Genomic DNA, 18,148 nt, shown 5'->3' with positions numbered 1-18,148 from the left:
CTTTACGAGGGAGATCCGGTACATTGCCCCTTCCTAAAAGCCATGGTACACTTCACTACAGAAAACAGTTCCAACTGAAAGGAGCCAGCCGGTGAAGTTTGGCGTATTTCTTCCTATTTCGGGCAGAGCAACGGGGCCGGATACCCTGATGCAGGCAGCACAGAGCGCCGAGGAGCAGGGATTTGACGCCATCTGGTCGGCAGATCGCGTCGTCACGCCCTGGCATATTTCCACTTCTTACCCATACAGCGAGAACCACGAATTTATCGTCCCACCCGACCGTCCATTCCTGGATTCGCTCACATGCCTGGCATTTCTGGCCGGCTGCACGCAGAAGATAACCCTGGGCATCAGCGTCCTCGTTCTGCCCTATCGTCATCCCCTGTACTGGACGCGCGTAGCCGTTTCCATTGAGCAACTTTCAAAGGGCCGTCTCATTATGGGCATTGGCGTAGGCTGGATGGAAGAGGAATTTGCCGCCCTGGGCGTATCGTTCAAGGACCGGGGGCGTATGACCGACGAACAACTTCAGATTCTTTCGCGGCTGTGGGCAGAAGAGCATATAACTTTCCAGGGCCAGTTCTACAATTTTCAGGACCTGGCTTTCTATCCCAAACCTATCCAGAAGCCGCGCATTCCTATCTGGGTCGGAGGCGAAGGAATCAGCGCCCAACGCCGCGCAGCAAAATACGGCGATGCATGGTTTCCCTACTATGTACAGATCACACCCTCGGAACTCAAGGCTGGTTATGACAATGTCCAGCGCCTGGCTATCGAAGCTGGACGCGACCCGCAACAGGTGGGGCTGGCATGCTGCCGCCCGATTGAGGTGACGCGCGAACCGGCGCCACAGGATGAGAGCCACCTGCGCGGCACCCCTGAACAACTGGTGGAAGCTCTTCAGGCCTATCGCGAAATTGGTGTCGATCACCTGGCGCTCCAATTCATGGTCCCACGTTGGCCAGATCGTATGGAGCAGATCGAACGTTTTGCGCGAGAAGTTATGCCGCTCCTACGGGATTGATACTGCCGAAATGTGGTATAGTAATACATAGACATTACCGACCAGCCAACTCAGATATAACCCAGGAGACTTAAATATGGAACCGCTCGTCGATAGCTATGGACGCCGTATCAAAAGCATGCGTATCTCAATTACCGATAAATGCAATTTTCGCTGCACGTATTGCATGCCCGCAGAGGGTCTGCCCTGGCTCAAAAAGGCCGAGATTCTCTCCTATGAAGAGATTGTGCGCATCACCAGGGTCGCAGTCAGCATTGGTATAGAGCAGATACGTTTGACCGGCGGCGAACCGCTGGTGCGACGCGATGTTCCTGAACTCGTGCGACAGTTGCGCCAGATCGAAGGTCTACACAGCCTCAGTATGACCACCAATGGCATCCTGCTGAAACAACAGGCAGCTGCACTGGCCGAAGCCGGCCTGACGCGCATCAATGTCAGCCTGGACTCGCTCGTTCGTGAGAAATTCGCGCAGTTGACGCGCCGCGATCAACTCGACCGCGTCCTGCAAGGATTGGAAGAACTCGAAAAATATCCCTCTATTCATCCGATTAAAGTGAATGCTGTCGCCATTCGCGGATTTAGTGAAGATGAGGTGCTCGATTTCGCGCGCCTGGCACGGCGCAAAGCGTATGTCATACGCTGGATCGAATTTATGCCGCTCGATGCCGACCAGATCTGGCGCAAGGAAGATATCCTGACCGGTGCTGAACTGAAAGCCATCATCGAAGCTGAGTATGGCCCGCTCGTTCCCATCACTTCAGGTGATCCATCCGAAACAGCGCGCCGCTATACTTTTAGCGACGGCATTGGCGAAGTCGGCTTCATCAATCCTGTCAGCGAGCCATTTTGTTCATCGTGCGACCGCATTCGCCTGACTGCCGATGGTCAACTCCGTACCTGCCTCTTTGCCACCGAAGAAACCGACCTGCGGGCAGTAATCCGCTCAGATGCTACGGACGAAGAGCTTGCCAACGTCATACGCAAGGCCGTTTGGAACAAAGAACTGAAGCACTATATTGGTGATAAGCGTTTCAAACGTGCCAACCGAAGTATGTCGATGATTGGCGGATAGAAACAATAACACACAAGATTTCATTCATTAGCACATAAAGGTGGCTTTTTCGTTGAAACTACACGAATAATGCAATAGAGTCAGCAGCGGCTTTAATCCTCAGAGTTACTAAAAAACAGGATGTTCGTCTTTATAGTCAAATATATGATGTATGCAGTCCTGCAATTAGCTGCACTAAAACAGGACTGCTCTCCTTTCTAGCACACGACCAGAAAGAGGGCAACGTGGCTAAAGACGAATCAGACCTGTTGACGGTCCGTGAAGTTGCCAAACAATTACGTGTCGATGATACAACGGTACGCCGCTGGATCAAAAATGGTATTCTGGAAGCTATTACCCTTCCGCACCGTGGCACACGCCAGGCCTACCGTGTTCGTCGCTCTACATTAGATGCATTACTTGCTCTACCAGAGAAGCCCGCGGAGGTATCTACAGAGAACAAATAGCTGTTTGTACTGTAGTGTAGCCAGACCGCTTCCGACCTGCTAGACTTATCAGCAGGATAATATGTATGAGCAAGTAAATCAGGAGGCATCTATGTCTGTAATCATGCCTGAAACACTCTTCCGCGATCTCAGCGGCAAAGAGGATGCAGGATTCGCCACAATTCATTCCCCTATACAGCATTCACCTGGCGGTATTGCGTACCTTCTGAAACCAGGGGTAGTGATGCTGGCGCGTCCACACGTTTATCCGGCAGGATTGCAAGGGTTCCTCGCGGGCTTCGACGAATCGCTCCATTTTAGCGAGTACCTGGACGACCCGACACCCTTGCCGGACGGCGCGCAATTGTGCAAAATCGCCGGCCAGCTTTGCTATATGAGCTTCGGTCGCGGTCGAACATTTAATGTTAACGCGGAACGTTACTTCAACAACCTCAAGTCTTCAGGGCACGGCTCGGTCTTTGAACATGCTAACTATAGCCTCCTGTTGTATGGAATCTCGCGCAGCGTCACACACGAACTGGTACGACATCGTGCTGGACTCGGATTTTCCCAGCTGAGCCAGCGCTACGTATCCGGTCGCATGCTACGCTTCGTCGAGCGTCCCGAATACCAGGGTGATGAGGAGCTGCACGCGCAATTTCTAGAGCGCATCGAACGTGCCGCCGGTGAGTATGCGACTCTAACCAATCGCTTATTGGAGATGCAGCAGGCAGGAACAAAGATTCTGAGCGCCGAGGTCCGCACCGACCTGCGCAAAAAAGTGCAACAGACTGCCCGTTCGATCCTGCCCAACGAAACAGAGGCCCCCATCGTCGTCACCGGCAATGCCCGCGCCTGGCGACACATTATCGAGATGCGAGCCAGCGCACATGCCGAGACCGAGATTCGCGAACTGGCAGTTCGCGCCTTCCTCTGCCTCTATCAGGCCGATCCCGTTCTCTTTGGCGATTATACCCTGGAAGAAATTTCTGATGGCACTTACACCGTGAAAACGGATTTCGAAAAAGTGTAATCACAATTTGAAACGATACAGCCTCATACCCTTCAAAGCCTGCTCATCGGTTGGCTGCATATCGAATTTCGCCGCCAGTTTCTCCGATGCAGGATCGCGAACTGGCAGCAACGCCTCAAAGTAGATAGGAAAGCCCTCCTGTTGCGCCTCAAATTCAAATTCTGATGCTCGCATACGGGCATGATTAAGCGCGCAGATCAGCAGGGCTTGTCCGGCGCCTCTACGCCGGTGCTGTGGCAACACCGCTCCCTCGCAAAGAAAGTGATAGGCGTGCTGACTCCGGCGCAATTGCAGCACAGTATACCCAATTGTCTCACCTTCCAGACCATCCAGCGTTCCCGCCTGCCCCCATTCATCTGGATCATCTTCGTCATCGTCAGTAATCCTGAACACATTCATGGGTGCAGCAAGATCGGGCTGCTCCAGCCATTCTTCGAAATCGGCCTCGCTCATCGCCTCGGTACCATCAGCCTGGGCGGAAACCTGTTGTATATGTAAAAGCGTCGGAATATCTCCCGGCCTGTAATTGCGTATGCGCATAAGACGCTATCTCCTGGTTAAAGGTTTTTTCTCTATTCACATTATCGCACGTTTCAAGTCAGGCGTAGACGCAGGCCTTCTTATCAACCAATCAATTGCCTCATAAATTGCAGACTCGCCTGGATGCGTTCAACATCGACCTGCCCTTCGGAATCGATTGCTCGCGCTTCCAGACTCAAAGCGCCATCATAACCTGCCGCTTTCAACTGCTGTACAAAGCGTCGAAAATCGATCTGTCCTTCACCCGGGTGCAGATAGTTCAATCCCTCCCTCAGACCGAAATGACCGTCGTGGTCTTTTAGATGCACATGGCGTACTACCTTTCCCTGCCAGAGCCAGGACAGCCTCAAGCTGATTATGCCATGCCAGAAACTCCGTAATTGACAATTGTCACGAACGCTCACAACTGGCAACCTCTCTAAACTTTGAGATATACTTTGATTACACTGAATAGTTGTCAGCGCTCGTTCATCGTTTGCAGCAACCCAATAGCGAAAACAGGCGATGAACCCACACGCAACGAAGATACTTCTACGATGGAGCTACGAAGGAGCGTTATTTTGCCGGACCTCACACATTTACAGTCTATTCGCCAGGAAATGCCTGCCACCACATCTCATATCTACCTGAACACGGGCACATTCGGCCCTTTGCCCACGTGCGTTATTTCTGCTATGCAGGAACGTATAGATAGCGAATGGCGCAATGGCCGTTTAGGAGCAGCCGCATTCGAGTCGATGGGAAAAATTTACGCCGAGGCCCGCACACGTGTAGCCAGTCTGCTCAACGCTCACGAGGGCGAGATCGCTCTGACCGACAACACCGGCGAGGGCCTGAATATCATCAGCTATGGTATTGATTGGCATGCTGGAGATGAGGTTATTACCACTAATCACGAGCATATGAGTCTGCTTGCCCCGCTCTACCAGCTTCGTGATCGTGCAGGAGTCGTGATACGTTTTGCCGACCTGGGGCCGAATACTGACCGTCCCATTCTTGAAGCCATTACTGACTTGATAACGCCGCGCACGCGCCTGATCTCCATTTCTCATGTTACCTGGACGACCGGGGCCGTTCTCGATATTCGCGAAGTCGCACGCACCGGCCACGAACTGGGCATTCCTGTGCTAATCGATGGCGCGCAATCGGCAGGCGCAATACCGCTCGATGTGAAAGCGCTCGGTATCGATTTCTACGCCATCCCTATGCAAAAGTGGCTTTGTGGACCCGACGGCACAGGCGCGTTATACGTGCGCAAAGAATCGCTTCACTATGTCAGACCCACTTATGTTGGCTACTGGTCGATCAAACACGAAGAAGGCATTGAATGGGAGCTGCTTGAGAACGCGCAATGCTTTGAGGTCGGCGGGCGCCAGACAGCAGCACTGGCTGGTCAGGCTGCCGTCCTGAACTGGCTTGAGAAGACCGTCGGTTACGACTGGCTCTACGAACGTATTTCATCGCTCAACACCTATGCCTGCAACGCGCTTAAATCATTGCCTGGCATTACTATTCTGACTCCAAAGCCCGGTGCAAGCGGCCTGCTCTCCTTCAAACTGGATGGTCGCAATACTACTGAGGTCGTGCAATACCTGAGCCAGGAACACAATATTTATATTCGCAACATTCCGACGATGGATTCACTGCGGATATCGACGGGGTTTTATAATAAGGAGGATGAGATAGATATGCTGGTGGAGGCGCTGAAACATATAAAGTCATGAAAAAACCGCCTATGTGGGCGGGTGAAACGGCGACTTCCTATTTTCCCGAGGGGCTGCCCCCTCAGTATCATCGGAGCTGAAGAGCTTAACTTCCGTGTTCGGGATGGGAACGGGTGTACCCTCTTCGCTATTGTCACCGGTTCACCTGCACATACAGGCGGTTCTCTTGACAGGGTGTATAATACTACTATTCGGGAGCCATGTCAATACCTTTTTTGCGGAATTTTGCAAATTCGTAAAATTCCAAAAATTTGCAAAGCTAGCGGTCTCCGGCAACGACAGCATCTTCCAGCTTCATGGAGATCAGCCTTGATACGCTATCACCGCCCATTGAGACGCCGTAGATCACTTGCGCCTCCATCATAGTAACACGATTATGCGTAATCACGATAAACTGCGTGTTGCGAGCGAGACGCTTCAAAATCTCACAGAAGCGCGTCACATTCGATTCGTCCAGGGCGGCATCGACTTCATCCAGCAAGCAGAACGGCGGCGGATTGATTTCCAGCAAGGCGAAAAGCAGCGCCGCCGAAACCAGCGCTCGCTCGCCGCCCGATAACAACGATAAGTCCTGCACCTTCTTCCCCGGTGGCTGCACTATCACCTCCACTCCGGCAGGCATAGCATTTGGGGCCGCGCCATCCTCGTCTTCATTTCTCGCAGAGATCAGTTCCAGGCGCGCCGTACCACCGTTGAAGAGCGTCGTGAAGTGTTCGCGGAAACGCGCATTGACGGCAGCGAAGGTGACTTCAAACTGGCGCGCCATCATTGCATCCAGCTGGCTAATGATTGAGCGCAAATGCTGCGCGGCCTGGTCCATATCTGCGATCTGCGTCGAAAGAAATTCATAGCGTGTGCGCGTCTCCTCATATTGCTGCGGCGCGTCTGGATCGGAGCCTCCAAGAGCCTTGAGCCGGGCGCGCAAATTGTCAACACGCCTGCGCAGTTTTCGCAGTTGGGCTTCGTCCTCCTCCGAAAGCACACCCACCTCGATAGAAGAAACTTCTAGATCATCTTCTGGGCTATCTACGCCATTCAGACCTGATTCAGTTTGAGTAGCAGTATAGCGTGGCAGTTCTCCTGGATCACTGATGCCCATCTCTTCACGCAATTGCTCCAACAGGGCCTCAACGGCGTCCCGCGCCTTCTGGCTTTCCAGCAGGCAGCGCCGGTAGGCTACCTCCAGCTCGTTCATCGTATGTCGCAGTTGCAACGACTCCTGTTCCAAAGACAGGATTTGCTCGTCAATCTTATTTGCCTGCTCTTCGGCAACGTGTAACGCTTCTGACAGCAGCAGAACCTGCTCGCGAGCCTGTTCCAGTTCTGCCCGGTTCAGCGCGATAGCCTGCTGTAAAGCCTGCTTTTGCTCCTCCGCCTGTTTGACACGTGACACGCGCTGCTCGACCTGCGTTTTCAGATCCTGCACCTGTGCCTGCTGAGTGGCCAGTTGCTGGCGCAGTGCCTTCGCCTCCTGCCGTTTCAATGCCAGGGCAGTGCGGGCCTTGCCCAGTTCATCCTGCTGGTAGCGGTAGGCCTGCGTGCGCTCCTCTACTTCTGCTTGCAATTCCTCGACCAGCCCGGCCAGTTCGCGTTGAGACTTTTCATGAGCGCGCACGCGTTCAGTCGCAGCCTGTACCTCCTGCTCCAATCCGGCCAGTTCTGCGGCTAACTGCTGTTCGATTGAGGTCGATAGCTGCAATTCGGTTTGCAGGCGCTCCTGTTCGCGCTGCGTATTTCCAACGGCCTTATTCAATTCACCGATGCGAGCAGTTACTTTCTGCAACTGTTTCTCGAGTGCATTCTGCTCGACACGCCGTACCTCCTGGCTGCGCTGCACCTCGCTGATCATGTCGTTTATCTGGTTAACCAGGGTCACATGTTTTTCAAGCTGTTCCGGCAACTCGTGTAATTCACGTTCATATGCAAGCAAACCTTGCTGCCCAGCATCTTTAGTGCTTCCTCCAGCCAGCCAGCCATCTCTATGGAGCACCTCACCATTTCTCGTTACCAGCTTTTCGATGTGGGGATCATTGGCAGTTCCTCGCACGAGCAGCAGTGCATCAAGTACAGTACGCGCAGTTTCCAGATCATGCACGATGACTGTGCCACATAGCATCGTGCGAAATAACTGTGTATAGCGGGCTTCGCTCTGGATAGAGCGCCAGGCATAACCAATCACCCGATCTCTCAACGCAGGTATACCTTCGAGAAACCGATGTAATCTCTCTTCTTCCAACCCTACCTGCTGGCTTGCGGCATCTGAGGTCTCTTCGCCCTCTCGTTGCTTTTCATTCTGGGATAGCCACACGATCATCGCCTTCCCCGCCTTTGAAGACTGCAAATAATTCAGGCACGAACGGGCATCTGCGAAGGTCGCAACCACTACTGCCTGCAAATATGGCCCCAGCGCGGCTTCTAATGCAGCTTCCAATCCAGCGGTTGCAACTCCAAGTTGGGGAACCGGACCAATTATTCCAGAGATGTTAGCGGATGGCGGGCGTAGTAGAGCGCGCACGCCGTCGCTATATCCGCTCAGGCTCGTGCGCCAGTTTTTCAGCATATTGAGCCGATCTGAAACGGTCCGGCGCTGCCGATCCGCCTCGGCCAGTGTGGATTTCAAGCGTTCGAGTTCCTGCTGTGCATCAGCAAGAGTACGAGCAAGCGCCGATTTGCGCTGAACAAACTGCTGTTCCTCGTTACGGGCGGTGGTGAGATGAGCTCGTTCATCGAGCAGGCGTGTTTCCAGGGCGCGCAGGGATTGCTGCGTTTGCGCGATGCTATCGCGCCTCGCCGCCAGGGTACGATTGCGTTCTCCAAGATGCTTCTGCTGCCTGCCAAGATCGGACTGGCTGGCACCCAGGCGGGCTTGAACCTGGATGAGTTCGCTCTGGGCACTGCGCAGTCGCCGTTCATCCATCTCGTATTCTTTTTGCGCCTTTGCCACCTGCGCTTCCAGCGTTGCCAAGGATGCTGCATCTGTATCCACGGCTTCATCGGCAAGGTCACATTGTTCTTCAAGATCAATCACCTGCTGCTGGGCGACTATCAGGCGTTCGCGCAGGCGCCGCTCCTCCTGCTGTTGCTCGCTCTGCTGCCGTTCCAGGCTGGCGATCCGCTCTTCGCTGACCGCCAGTTCGCGCTCTATACGCTGGACAACTTCGTTAGCCTCACCGCGTTCTCTACGCGCCTCGATAATGGCATTCTGCGCGCTTTGTTTCCTGGCTCGCAGGGCATCCTTCTGTTGCTCCACTGCCTGCAATGCCTGCTCGACCTGCCGGACTTTCAACGCCTGTTCTTGTTCCGCGCTCTCAGAATGCTCTCTGGTAGTGCGCAAACGTCGCCATTGCAGGGCATACCAGGTGAGGAGCACATTTTGTAACTCGTTGTTCAACTGGCGGTACTCGACGGCGCGGCGTGCCTGTTCAGCGAGAGGTCCCAGGCGCGGCTCTATCTCGCTTACGATGTCGCGCAGCCTATCCAGATTTTGCTCGGTCTGGCGCAGGCGATTCTCAGCATCGACACGCTGGACTTGAAAGGGGCGTATGCCAGCCGCGTCTTCGAACAAACCGCGCCGTTCCTCAGCACGCAGGCTCAACGCAGCATCAATCAAACCTTGACCAACAACCGTATAAGAGTCGTGGCCGATACGAGCCTGGGCCAGCAGCAAAACGACATCTTTGAGGCGCACTTTCTGCTTATTGATGAGGTATTCATTCTCACCCGAACGATAGCTGCGGCGGGTGACGGTAATTTCGCTGTACTCGGAAGGCACCCAACCGCTACTGTTATCCAGCGTCAGAGAAACCTCGGCCATGCCAAGCGCGGCTTTTCCATGCCCGCCCGCAAAGATGATATCTTCACTCTTCTTGCCACGTAGCTGGCGCATGCTCTGTTCGCCCAGTACCCAGCGCACCGCGTCCGCGACATTGGATTTCCCCGCACCGTTCGGTCCCACAACCGCGGTGATACCCGTACTGAACTCCAACGTGGTTTTGTTCGCAAAGCTCTTAAAGCCGAGCATTTCTAAGCGCTTGAGATACACAGTACAGCCGATCCTTCTATGAAATGTTGTATGATTGCACCGATGATACCACAGCGAAGCCCAGGCGTCGAGAGAGTTAGCAAATGTCTCTTTCTCAGCCGTAAATTCGTGTTATGTATAGCTTTAACGTCTACCATTTCGCTCTAAAGTGGGTTATGCTATTTCTATGCTGCAGTTCTTTCATGTACCCGCACTTACTACAACCATACTTATCTCGCTGATAGCACTCTTGACGCTGATTGGCATCATGGTTCGTCCGTTCAAATTGAACGAGGCCATGATTGCCCTGGCTGGGGCCGCGCTGCTGCTCATCATTGGCCTCATCAATCCCCTTGATGCGCTGGCTACGCTGGCAAGCGATTGGAATACATTTTTCTTTTTTCTCGGCATGATGTCCATCTCTGCGCTAGCCGAAGCTGCCGGCCTCTTCGATTGGTTAGCAGCGCAGGCAGCAAGGCTGGCAGGTGGTAGTTCCAGGCGACTCTTGCTGAACACCTTCCTGCTGGGATGTTTGATTTCGATGATACTCTCCAACGATGCCACGGCCTTGATTTTGACGCCCATCGTCTACACTCTGGTGACACGGCTGCGGCTCCCTGTCCTGCCTTTCCTTTTTGCGTGTACCTTCATTGCCGATACCGCCTCATTCCTGCTGCCGGTCAGCAACCCTATCAATATCATCATTCTTTCATCGTTCCGGCTCGACCTCTGGACATTCCTGCGCCTCCTGTTTTTGCCCAGCCTGGTAGTCATCAGCATCAATATCGCTTTCTTTTTCTGGCTCTATCGCAGGCAGGTGCGGGGCACTTTCGATGCCAAGCGCCTGCCCTCGGCAGCCGAATCGATCCGGCATCGAACCTACTTCCGCTACACCTGTAGCGTTTTGCTACTCGTTGCAGTGGCCTATATCATTGCCTCGGCATTACAGGTGCCGCTCTCTCTGGTCGCATTGGGAGGAGCAGTTCTCCTGCTCATAGGCGCTCTGGTGTGGAAACAACTGGCATTTAATGACCTGGGCAAGCAAATCTCGTGGTCCATTTTCGGGTTTATCGGAGGCATGTTTATCGTCGTAAAAGCGGTAGAGAACACGCACCTGACAGCACAATTTGGCCAGTTGCTGATTCACCTCTCAGGCGGCACTAGCCTGGGAGCAGTTGCTATCGGCACCGCCGGGTCGGCAATCGGCACCAACTTGATTAATAATATTCCGATGGCTATCGTGATGAGATCGGCGCTTGGAGCTACGGGGCATATCGCGGCATCTGCCCGCCTGGGCTTTATCGCCGCGACCATGTTCGGCTGCGACCTGGGACCGAACCTGACGACGGTTGGCTCGCTTGCGACTATCCTCTGGCTATTAATTCTTCGACGTCGCAACCTGGATGTATCAGGACTGGATTACTTTAAAGTTGGTATAATGGTAACACCGTTCATGTTACTGGCAGGGGCCATTACTATCTGGCTATTGCTGCTTTGAGGAGGAAATCAATGCGCGTACTCTGCTGCCTGGATGGAACGAATATTGAAGAGATCAGCAAAGCAGTTTCCACAATGCTGCAATCAGAAGCACGCACTATCGGGCTACTTTACGTGATCGATAGTGGCCCACAGGGAGAAATGGAGCGCCAGCGCGAGCGATTTCTACGCCCACCCCATCCTCCTGCTCCCAGGCGCGAACAGATGCGACAGGCGGAAGTAGCATCCGCCCAGGATATTCTTGAGGAGGGGGCGCGCTACTTCTCCAATGCGGAACGTTTGCAGCGTGAGGGCCGCCCTGAACGCGAAATCGTTCAATGCGCCGCAGACTGGTTGGCTGATCTTATCGTCATCTGCCCACGCTCACCTAAAAATCCTGGTCCACCGATAGGACCAAAGTCTGTTGGCCATGTAGCGCGTTTCGTGCTTGACCACGCTCCATGCCCGGTTCTTTTAGTACGCTGAACAGGAAGTCAATCATAAGATATCTTGATTTCATGCATTGAAGCTGAGTTCACTTCTCAATCAGTTTGGCCTAAAAGGATAAGAACTCTTGAACTTGAAACTATGTATCTTCCCAAAACGTGATTGAAATGTTATAATCACGGCAGACGTATTTCGGCTATGGCCGAACTGCAAGATGAGGTTATGCATTATCTATTGCTCAATTGGACTTCATCCACAGCGCCCATAAAACATAATGCGTAACCTGCTATCGTAATCAATGTAAGAATCTAACGCTCACATTCCATTTAGTAATAACGTCTGTTGTAATGAATACGAACTGCAAGAAAGCTTGCGTTCGCTAAATTCTTACTAGTATTGGAGTTGGCGCATGCTTCCCGACTCTGCCGAGTCAGTCAGGCAAGAAAATACACCAACCGATAAAAGCGCTTCCATCAAAACAATTCTGGTAGTCGAGGATGACGTGGGCATTGGTTCCTTCCTGGCCCAGGCTATTTCACAGGAGACTCATCACCAGGCGCTACTCGTGACCGATGGCTTCCAGGCGCTAAAAACGGTGATGGATATCAAACCGAGCCTGTTCATTCTGGATTATCAACTGCCCAGAATGAACGGCATTGAGCTGTATGATAAACTCCATGCCATTATGGGCCTGGAAACCGTTCCGGCCATTCTCATCAGCGCGCGACTCCCTAAAGCAGAAATCGATAAGCGTCACATCATTGGCATGAATAAGCCATTGGAATTGGACGAATTTTTGCACACGATAGAAGAGTTATTGGGTGGTTAATAATGCTGAAGAAGACGAGAGTAAGCCTTGCATTGTTAACTCCTCCTTATTCGGACCGACCCAACACGACATGGCACCCATAACTCTTCTCCCCCTAGAGAATATTGCTTTGTATCATGGCTATAAGAAATAGCGGTTCTCACCTGCATCGACCTATCTCCAATTTGTAAGGTAATTGGCTCGCCCCACGCTTCCAGGCCACGAATAAAGTTATAGACATGGCGCGCATCCCATTCCGCTACGGGCACAATAAAATCACTGGCAGCAGGATATGGATGATAACTACTCTTTGCTTCATCCTGCGCTACAGCCCTCGCTGTGCCCCTATACAGCTCCCAGCTGCTGCGAGCAAGCAGCGCCCCTCCAAGTCTTGCGCACTGCATTTCCAGCTGTGCATAGCTGATACCATCAGGGACCTCTACCACTTCTTGAGCCAGTACCGGACCTGTATCCATACCCCTGTCCATCAAATGGATGGTCACGCCCGTTTGCCTGTTACCCTCGCGAAACGTCCAGAAGAGCGGTTCGGGGCCGCGATTGGCCGGTAATAAGGATGGATGAACATTGAGACAGCCAAAACGCGGAATCCGCAAGATTGGTTCAGGAATGCGCTGTGAAAAACAGGCCACACAGATTGCGTCAGGCTGGTAATCCTTCAATAAAGCAACCGCCTCCGGGCGCGCCAGGCCAGATACCTCCCATACCGGAATCTGCCGCTCAAATGCTATTTCCAGGATGGAAGCAGGCGCTGAAGGATGCAGCATGGGCAGCATCGAGCGCGCTTTACTTTTCTGCTCTAAGTGCCGGATTGCCGGTTGATCAGGACCGGAATGCAGGGCTGGAATGACGACGGCGCTTACCTCAATACCATGCTCCAGGAGAGCGAGCAATGAAAGGGCTGAAAAATTACCCGTCATGCCAAAAAACAGAACCTCGGGATGTTTAGATGCCGTTGCATTTGACATAGCACAAGTGATCTTGTAGTATCTGTATAGGATATATCCTTTAATGATCAGGGAGTTATTATCATGCCACGTATGGTTTATTGTGTCAAATTAGGGCGCGAACTTCCGGGGCTGGAGAAACCACCTTTTCCGGGTCCTTTGGGGCAACGCATCTATGAGAACATTTCCCAGCAGGCTTACGATATGTGGCCTGCTCAGAGTACACTTCTCATCAACCATTATGGGCTGAATCTGGCCGATCCGGAGGCGCGCAAAATCCTGCGCGAACAGATGGAAGAGTTTTTCTTCGGCCCCAATGCCAAAATGCCGGAAGGGTGGATACCTGAAAATGCCGGCGCTGGCAGAGGCGCACCAGGAGGGCAAAGCCGGAAGGGCGGAGCCGGGGCACCTCGTAAGAAATGAGAGATCCAGGCGACATCCTGCTCATCTCATGCTACGAACTCGGCCACCAGCCATTGCATCTTGCCTCTCTACAAGCGAGGTTGCATACGGCAGGATACGCCCCACTGCCGGTAGATGCAGCTGTGGAATCATTAACCGATGAAGCTATCCTCAAAGCTCGCTTCGTCGGTATTTCCGTACCCATGCATACTGCTCTGAGACTGGGAGAGCAAATAGTGCGCCGCGTGCGCTCGCTCAATCCTGCTGCCCACATTTGCTTCTACGGCCTCTACGCCTCGCTCAATGCCGATTACCTGCTGGAGGGAACCATCGATTCTGCTATTGGGGGAGAATACGAGACACCACTTTTAGAGCTTATCGCGGCATTGGAACGGGGGGAAGATGATACAATAGCGGGCGTGAGTACACGTCACCATACGAGCAATCCCTGGATACAACGAACTTCCTACATGGTGCCGGAGCGCAATCAGCTGCCATCGCTCGATCATTATGCCCATCTTGAATTGCATGGCAATACTATGTTGGCAGGCTATACCGAAACAACACGTGGCTGCAAACACACCTGCCTGCACTGTCCTATTTCGCCCGTATACAAGGGCCGTTTCTTCGCCATACCGCTTCCAGTCGTACTGGCAGATATTCGCTCCCAGATCGCATCAGGCGCGCGCCACATTACATTTGGCGACCCGGATTTCTTCAACGGGCCGACACACGCGATGCGTATTATCCGCGCCTTGCACGAGGAATTTCCTGAAGTGACTTTCGATGCGACGATCAAGATCGAACACCTGCTGAAGCATCATCAATTGCTGCCTGAATTGCGCGAACTTGGCTGCGCCTTCATCGTCTCGGCGGTCGAATCCATCAATGATCATGTGCTACACCATCTCGATAAGGGGCATTCTGCCTCGGATGTTGCTGCCGCTTTCGATCTGATGGACGAGGTGGGTATTCCGCTGCGCCCATCGCTACTGCCATTCTCTCCCTGGGAAACGCTCGACAGCTACATTGCGCTTTTGAACTTCTTTGAGGAGCGGCATTTGATCGAGCATGTCGATCCCGTGCATTTCTCGATACGCCTGCTGATACCACCCGGTTCTGCCTTGCTTCATACAGTTGCGGGTGAATCCTGGTTGGGAGAACCTGATCCTGCCGCTTATACCTACAACTGGCGGCATCCCGACCCACGCATGGACGCGCTTCAATGCCAGGTTGCCGCGCTGGTTGAAGAGGCGCTGGCCGCTCAGTCGGACCCCATCGAGACCTTCTTCCACATCAAGTCTCTGGCGCTGGCAGCAAATGGGCAGGATATGTGCGTTTCATGCGCTACACAGGCTTACGGGACTAAGAAGGTGCTGCCACACCTGACAGAAACGTGGTTCTGCTGAGCAGAACCACGCAAGGATCAGTTGGATCCGATTAGCTGAGCAGTGGCCTCTCACCGCCCAACTCATTCATTGCACTAGCCAAGCAGTTCTTCTCCAATGCGAGTCGTCCAATCGCCTTTCTTATTGGAGTACTGCGAGGCAAACCAGATATGGTCATAGGTAGGACCATCATACGATGTAGCCTCGTAATCGCCCCAACGCGAATCCTTCGTAGGAGCTACTCCCACCTGGAGATAATGCCCAGGACCCTCGAATGTATTAAGCGGATCCGTTACTTTACGTCCGGTGTAGAGAATGCTGGGATTGATGCCGCTACTCATCGTATCGTAGACCATTAGCAGGCCACCATTGTAATCGGGCATCAAAGCGCCGAAGGAAGCTGCCTGGTCGCCCTCGAAGCCCACAATACCACTCTGATAGATGCTCGCACTCTGTACGTGGCCTTTTACAAACTGCGGCTGGATTTGCGCCCAGAATATGGCAGGCACTACCTGTGACTTATTCTGCGCCGCCGTCTCAAGCGCGAAGGTTACAAGCCCCTCATGATAGACCGGAGTGGCACTGATGCGCGTATCGAGCGTTTCGATACATTGGGTACAACCTGGTTGGTCTGCATTGGGCGCCAGCGCATAGGTGATTGTTGGCACCACAATCTCAAGCACTTTTCCCCCAAACGAGAAAGGATTCTCGAAATCCCAGAGGATGACGCCACTACAGCCGTTGACACAATTGCCGCCACCTGAGTTGATATTGAACGAACTGACAAACAGGGCATCTTTAGACGTGGCATGGGGACTTGTTTCGCTCTCCACCGGCTGCACTGTATCGACCAGCGTACCATCCGGCGCCATAAGGTCGCCATAGCCAAACAATTGGAAAGAACCGTTAGGATGTTCAAATTCTGCTTTTGATCCCACCCAGAGCAGGTCATACTCAAAGGTCGAGCCATCGGCGCTGAATTGATTGAGGTTGAAGTACACATTGTGGTCATCGAAGCCAAATTGAGTATAGTCAGAAACCGTCCCGTCAAAACCACCGAAGATGTTGTAGACATACCAGATACCGTTGGGGTTGTTCGTTTTTGTGACTGCAAACCACGTTATGGTGGTAAACGGACAATTTTTGCCTATCCCAAAGGCCCCCTCTACCTGCAGCGCCGCTACCCAGAAGTGGCCCTGGTTCGGGTCATAGAAAGCACGTGGATCATAGAGAAATGGACCATTCGGGTCGCAAGGGGCGCTGACCTGAAAGAATTGCGAGAAGTTCTTCGGCCAGCCGGAAAGCAGATTTCCAAGGGTATCATACACGCCGAATGACATATTGACACCTTCTAAGATCCACTGCGGTGAAGCGGCCAGGGCCATGTCAGGGGGCTGGCAGCCATGCTTGAAATAGGGACAGATTGAATTTGAATTGGCAAGGCCATCAAAATTCTTCTGCGCAACCGGAATGTTTGCCCCAACCGAGCCAGACGGAAAGGCGTTCGGAATGAACGGCGAAGAGGTATTGTGCGCGGCAATAGATTTTTCTTTCGCGTACTGCACTGCACTGGTGCCCGTTAGCAAGGGCACCTGGAAATCGTTCTGCGCCTTTCCAGGACTTGCTTTGGGAACCTTTTGCATATTGACCGCGCCGACAAATTTCACTTTTGCCGACAGGGTTTTAATCCCCTGAGCCGGCTTCATAAGATTGGGCGCGGAGTTCTGGCTTTGCGCATGCGCGCCTGCCGCATTGAGACTAATTGTGCTTACCAACAGCGCTACCAGGACGAGAAACGAGGCAAGGATGGACTTCTGCTTCTTTTGCATGGACGGAATCTCCTTTTCGTTAATCTGCCTTAATCCAGGGGTTACGCATAGAGGTGGTACATTACACTTGAAGAATTGTCTCGGGTTCCACTCCCCAACATCTCCCATTACCTTGGTATATAGTGAAACATTCTTCTGAAACTCAAACACCCCCTGGTAAGTATACCTCATCAAGCCAAAGAAAGGAAGAGGTCAGGCCATTATTTGTCGCCAGATTAGCCCAAAACAGTTCCCTGCTCACACAAGTTATGGTATACTGGTACAGCGCAAGCCCATTTGATCGAGAAAGGATGAGAGAGGTGGCGAAAGAGCAGTCTCTGGATAATCTCTGGTTGGCACAGGCCTTATTTGACCTCGGGGGCGTAAAATTTGGGAACTTTACCGTCAGCGAATCGGCGGTTAGCTCCCCTGTCTTTGTGAATCCTAAGGTCCTTATAAGCAATCCAACCGCTTTACGCGTTGCTAGCAAGCTCATGCAGCAAGAAATCAACCTTGCACAATCATTACGCCGTCCGCGAGTTCACCCCTTTGCAGTTGTCGCAGGGGTGCCGGTGGGAGGATTGTTATTAGCAACCGCCTATTCTTTAGAAACCAATAATCCCCTTATCTATGCACGTATCCGGCCCGAAGGAACGGGCAAACGCGGCATTGAGGGCCGCTTCACACGGGGTGATACCGCCCTTATCATCGACGACCTGGTCACCCGGGGCAGCAGCATCCTGGAAACCGCCGAATTGCTGGAAGAGAACGGCCTGAAAGTCAAGGATGTAATCGTCCTTGTTGACCGCGAACATGGAGCAGCCGAACGTTTAAGACACCGCGGCTACAATCTGATCAGCATTCTCAAACTCGATGTCATGCTCACGCACTATATGTCCCGTGGCTTGATTTCCGAGGAAACCTACCAGACCTGCGCTGAATATTTACGCAGCAAACAAGGGGAAAACTATTCTTAAACATCCAGGAAAAAAGGGAAGTGGTTCGCAACAATGTT

The 18,148-nt window shown here is 52.8% G+C and carries 16 protein-coding genes and 1 rRNA gene; 11 read left to right on the top strand and 6 right to left on the bottom strand.

Annotated features, from left to right (window positions below; genetic code table 11):
• Positions 1-91 precede the first annotated feature (91 nt).
• The 4 genes from VFA09_25650 to thyX all read left to right on the top strand — a co-directional run bounded on the left by VFA09_25650 (position 92) and on the right by thyX (position 3,554).
• Positions 92-1,024: an LLM class F420-dependent oxidoreductase gene (locus VFA09_25650; GenBank protein HZU70684.1), complete on the top strand. Its 933-nt coding sequence runs from the start codon at positions 92-94 to the stop codon at positions 1,022-1,024.
• A 76-nt stretch (positions 1,025-1,100) separates the two neighbouring features.
• The gene (gene moaA / locus VFA09_25645) at positions 1,101-2,096 is read left to right on the top strand and encodes a GTP 3',8-cyclase MoaA (GenBank protein HZU70683.1); all 996 of its coding nucleotides are present in this window, start codon (positions 1,101-1,103) and stop codon (positions 2,094-2,096) included.
• 224 nt (positions 2,097-2,320) lie between these two features.
• On the top strand, positions 2,321-2,542 hold the full coding sequence (locus tag VFA09_25640; GenBank protein ID HZU70682.1) for a helix-turn-helix domain-containing protein: 222 nt from the start codon (positions 2,321-2,323) through the stop codon (positions 2,540-2,542).
• 91 nt (positions 2,543-2,633) lie between these two features.
• Positions 2,634-3,554 (top strand): FAD-dependent thymidylate synthase, encoded by a 921-nt coding sequence (gene thyX / locus VFA09_25635; GenBank protein ID HZU70681.1) that lies wholly within the window; start codon positions 2,634-2,636, stop codon positions 3,552-3,554.
• On the opposite strand, the gene VFA09_25630 is transcribed toward thyX, so the two are convergent.
• A complete protein-coding gene (locus VFA09_25630) occupies positions 3,555-4,094 on the bottom strand; it encodes a GNAT family N-acetyltransferase (protein ID HZU70680.1) in 540 nt (179 codons plus the stop codon).
• A gap of 83 nt (positions 4,095-4,177) precedes the next feature.
• Positions 4,178-4,498, bottom strand: coding sequence for a TIM barrel protein (locus tag VFA09_25625; GenBank protein HZU70679.1), 321 nt, complete (start codon positions 4,496-4,498; stop codon positions 4,178-4,180).
• Positions 4,499-4,654: 156 nt separating this feature from the next.
• Here VFA09_25625 and VFA09_25620 point away from each other — a divergent pair, with 156 nt between their 5' ends.
• Entirely contained in the window at positions 4,655-5,818 is a 1,164-nt protein-coding gene (locus tag VFA09_25620; GenBank protein ID HZU70678.1) for an aminotransferase class V-fold PLP-dependent enzyme, read from the top strand.
• Between the two features lie 24 nt (positions 5,819-5,842).
• On the opposite strand, the gene rrf is transcribed toward VFA09_25620, so the two are convergent.
• Positions 5,843-5,959, bottom strand: a 5S ribosomal RNA gene (gene rrf / locus VFA09_25615).
• A 118-nt stretch (positions 5,960-6,077) separates the two neighbouring features.
• Positions 6,078-9,860 (bottom strand): chromosome segregation protein SMC, encoded by a 3,783-nt coding sequence (smc, locus tag VFA09_25610; GenBank protein HZU70677.1) that lies wholly within the window; start codon positions 9,858-9,860, stop codon positions 6,078-6,080.
• Between the two features lie 166 nt (positions 9,861-10,026).
• On the opposite strand from smc, the gene VFA09_25605 reads away from it, so the two are divergent.
• The 3 genes from VFA09_25605 (at position 10,027) to VFA09_25595 (ending at position 12,591) form a co-directional block, all read left to right on the top strand.
• A complete protein-coding gene (locus VFA09_25605; GenBank protein ID HZU70676.1) occupies positions 10,027-11,337 on the top strand; it encodes an ArsB/NhaD family transporter in 1,311 nt (436 codons plus the stop codon).
• 11 nt (positions 11,338-11,348) lie between these two features.
• Positions 11,349-11,801, top strand: coding sequence for a universal stress protein (locus VFA09_25600; protein ID HZU70675.1), 453 nt, complete (start codon positions 11,349-11,351; stop codon positions 11,799-11,801).
• Between the two features lie 370 nt (positions 11,802-12,171).
• Positions 12,172-12,591: a response regulator gene (locus tag VFA09_25595; protein ID HZU70674.1), complete on the top strand. Its 420-nt coding sequence runs from the start codon at positions 12,172-12,174 to the stop codon at positions 12,589-12,591.
• 35 nt (positions 12,592-12,626) lie between these two features.
• Here VFA09_25595 and VFA09_25590 read toward each other — a convergent pair whose 3' ends face one another.
• A complete protein-coding gene (locus tag VFA09_25590) occupies positions 12,627-13,556 on the bottom strand; it encodes a formyltransferase family protein (protein HZU70673.1) in 930 nt (309 codons plus the stop codon).
• Between the two features lie 63 nt (positions 13,557-13,619).
• Here VFA09_25590 and VFA09_25585 point away from each other — a divergent pair, with 63 nt between their 5' ends.
• Both VFA09_25585 and VFA09_25580 read left to right on the top strand, forming a co-directional pair.
• Positions 13,620-13,958, top strand: coding sequence for an oxidative damage protection protein (locus VFA09_25585; GenBank protein ID HZU70672.1), 339 nt, complete (start codon positions 13,620-13,622; stop codon positions 13,956-13,958).
• The gene (locus VFA09_25580; protein ID HZU70671.1) at positions 13,955-15,346 is read left to right on the top strand and encodes a CUAEP/CCAEP-tail radical SAM protein; all 1,392 of its coding nucleotides are present in this window, start codon (positions 13,955-13,957) and stop codon (positions 15,344-15,346) included. The genes VFA09_25585 and VFA09_25580 overlap by 4 nt, the downstream gene beginning before the upstream one ends.
• Before the next feature lie 74 nt (positions 15,347-15,420).
• Here VFA09_25580 and VFA09_25575 read toward each other — a convergent pair whose 3' ends face one another.
• Positions 15,421-17,154 (bottom strand): hypothetical protein, encoded by a 1,734-nt coding sequence (locus VFA09_25575; protein HZU70670.1) that lies wholly within the window; start codon positions 17,152-17,154, stop codon positions 15,421-15,423.
• A 290-nt stretch (positions 17,155-17,444) separates the two neighbouring features.
• Here VFA09_25575 and VFA09_25570 point away from each other — a divergent pair, with 290 nt between their 5' ends.
• A complete protein-coding gene (locus tag VFA09_25570; GenBank protein ID HZU70669.1) occupies positions 17,445-18,110 on the top strand; it encodes a phosphoribosyltransferase family protein in 666 nt (221 codons plus the stop codon).
• Positions 18,111-18,148: the final 38 nt, after the last annotated feature.

The sequence above is a fragment of the Ktedonobacteraceae bacterium genome, from assembly GCA_035653615.1.
Lineage (GTDB): Bacteria > Chloroflexota > Ktedonobacteria > Ktedonobacterales > Ktedonobacteraceae > DASRBN01.
This window is presented reverse-complemented; position numbering and strand designations above follow the sequence as displayed.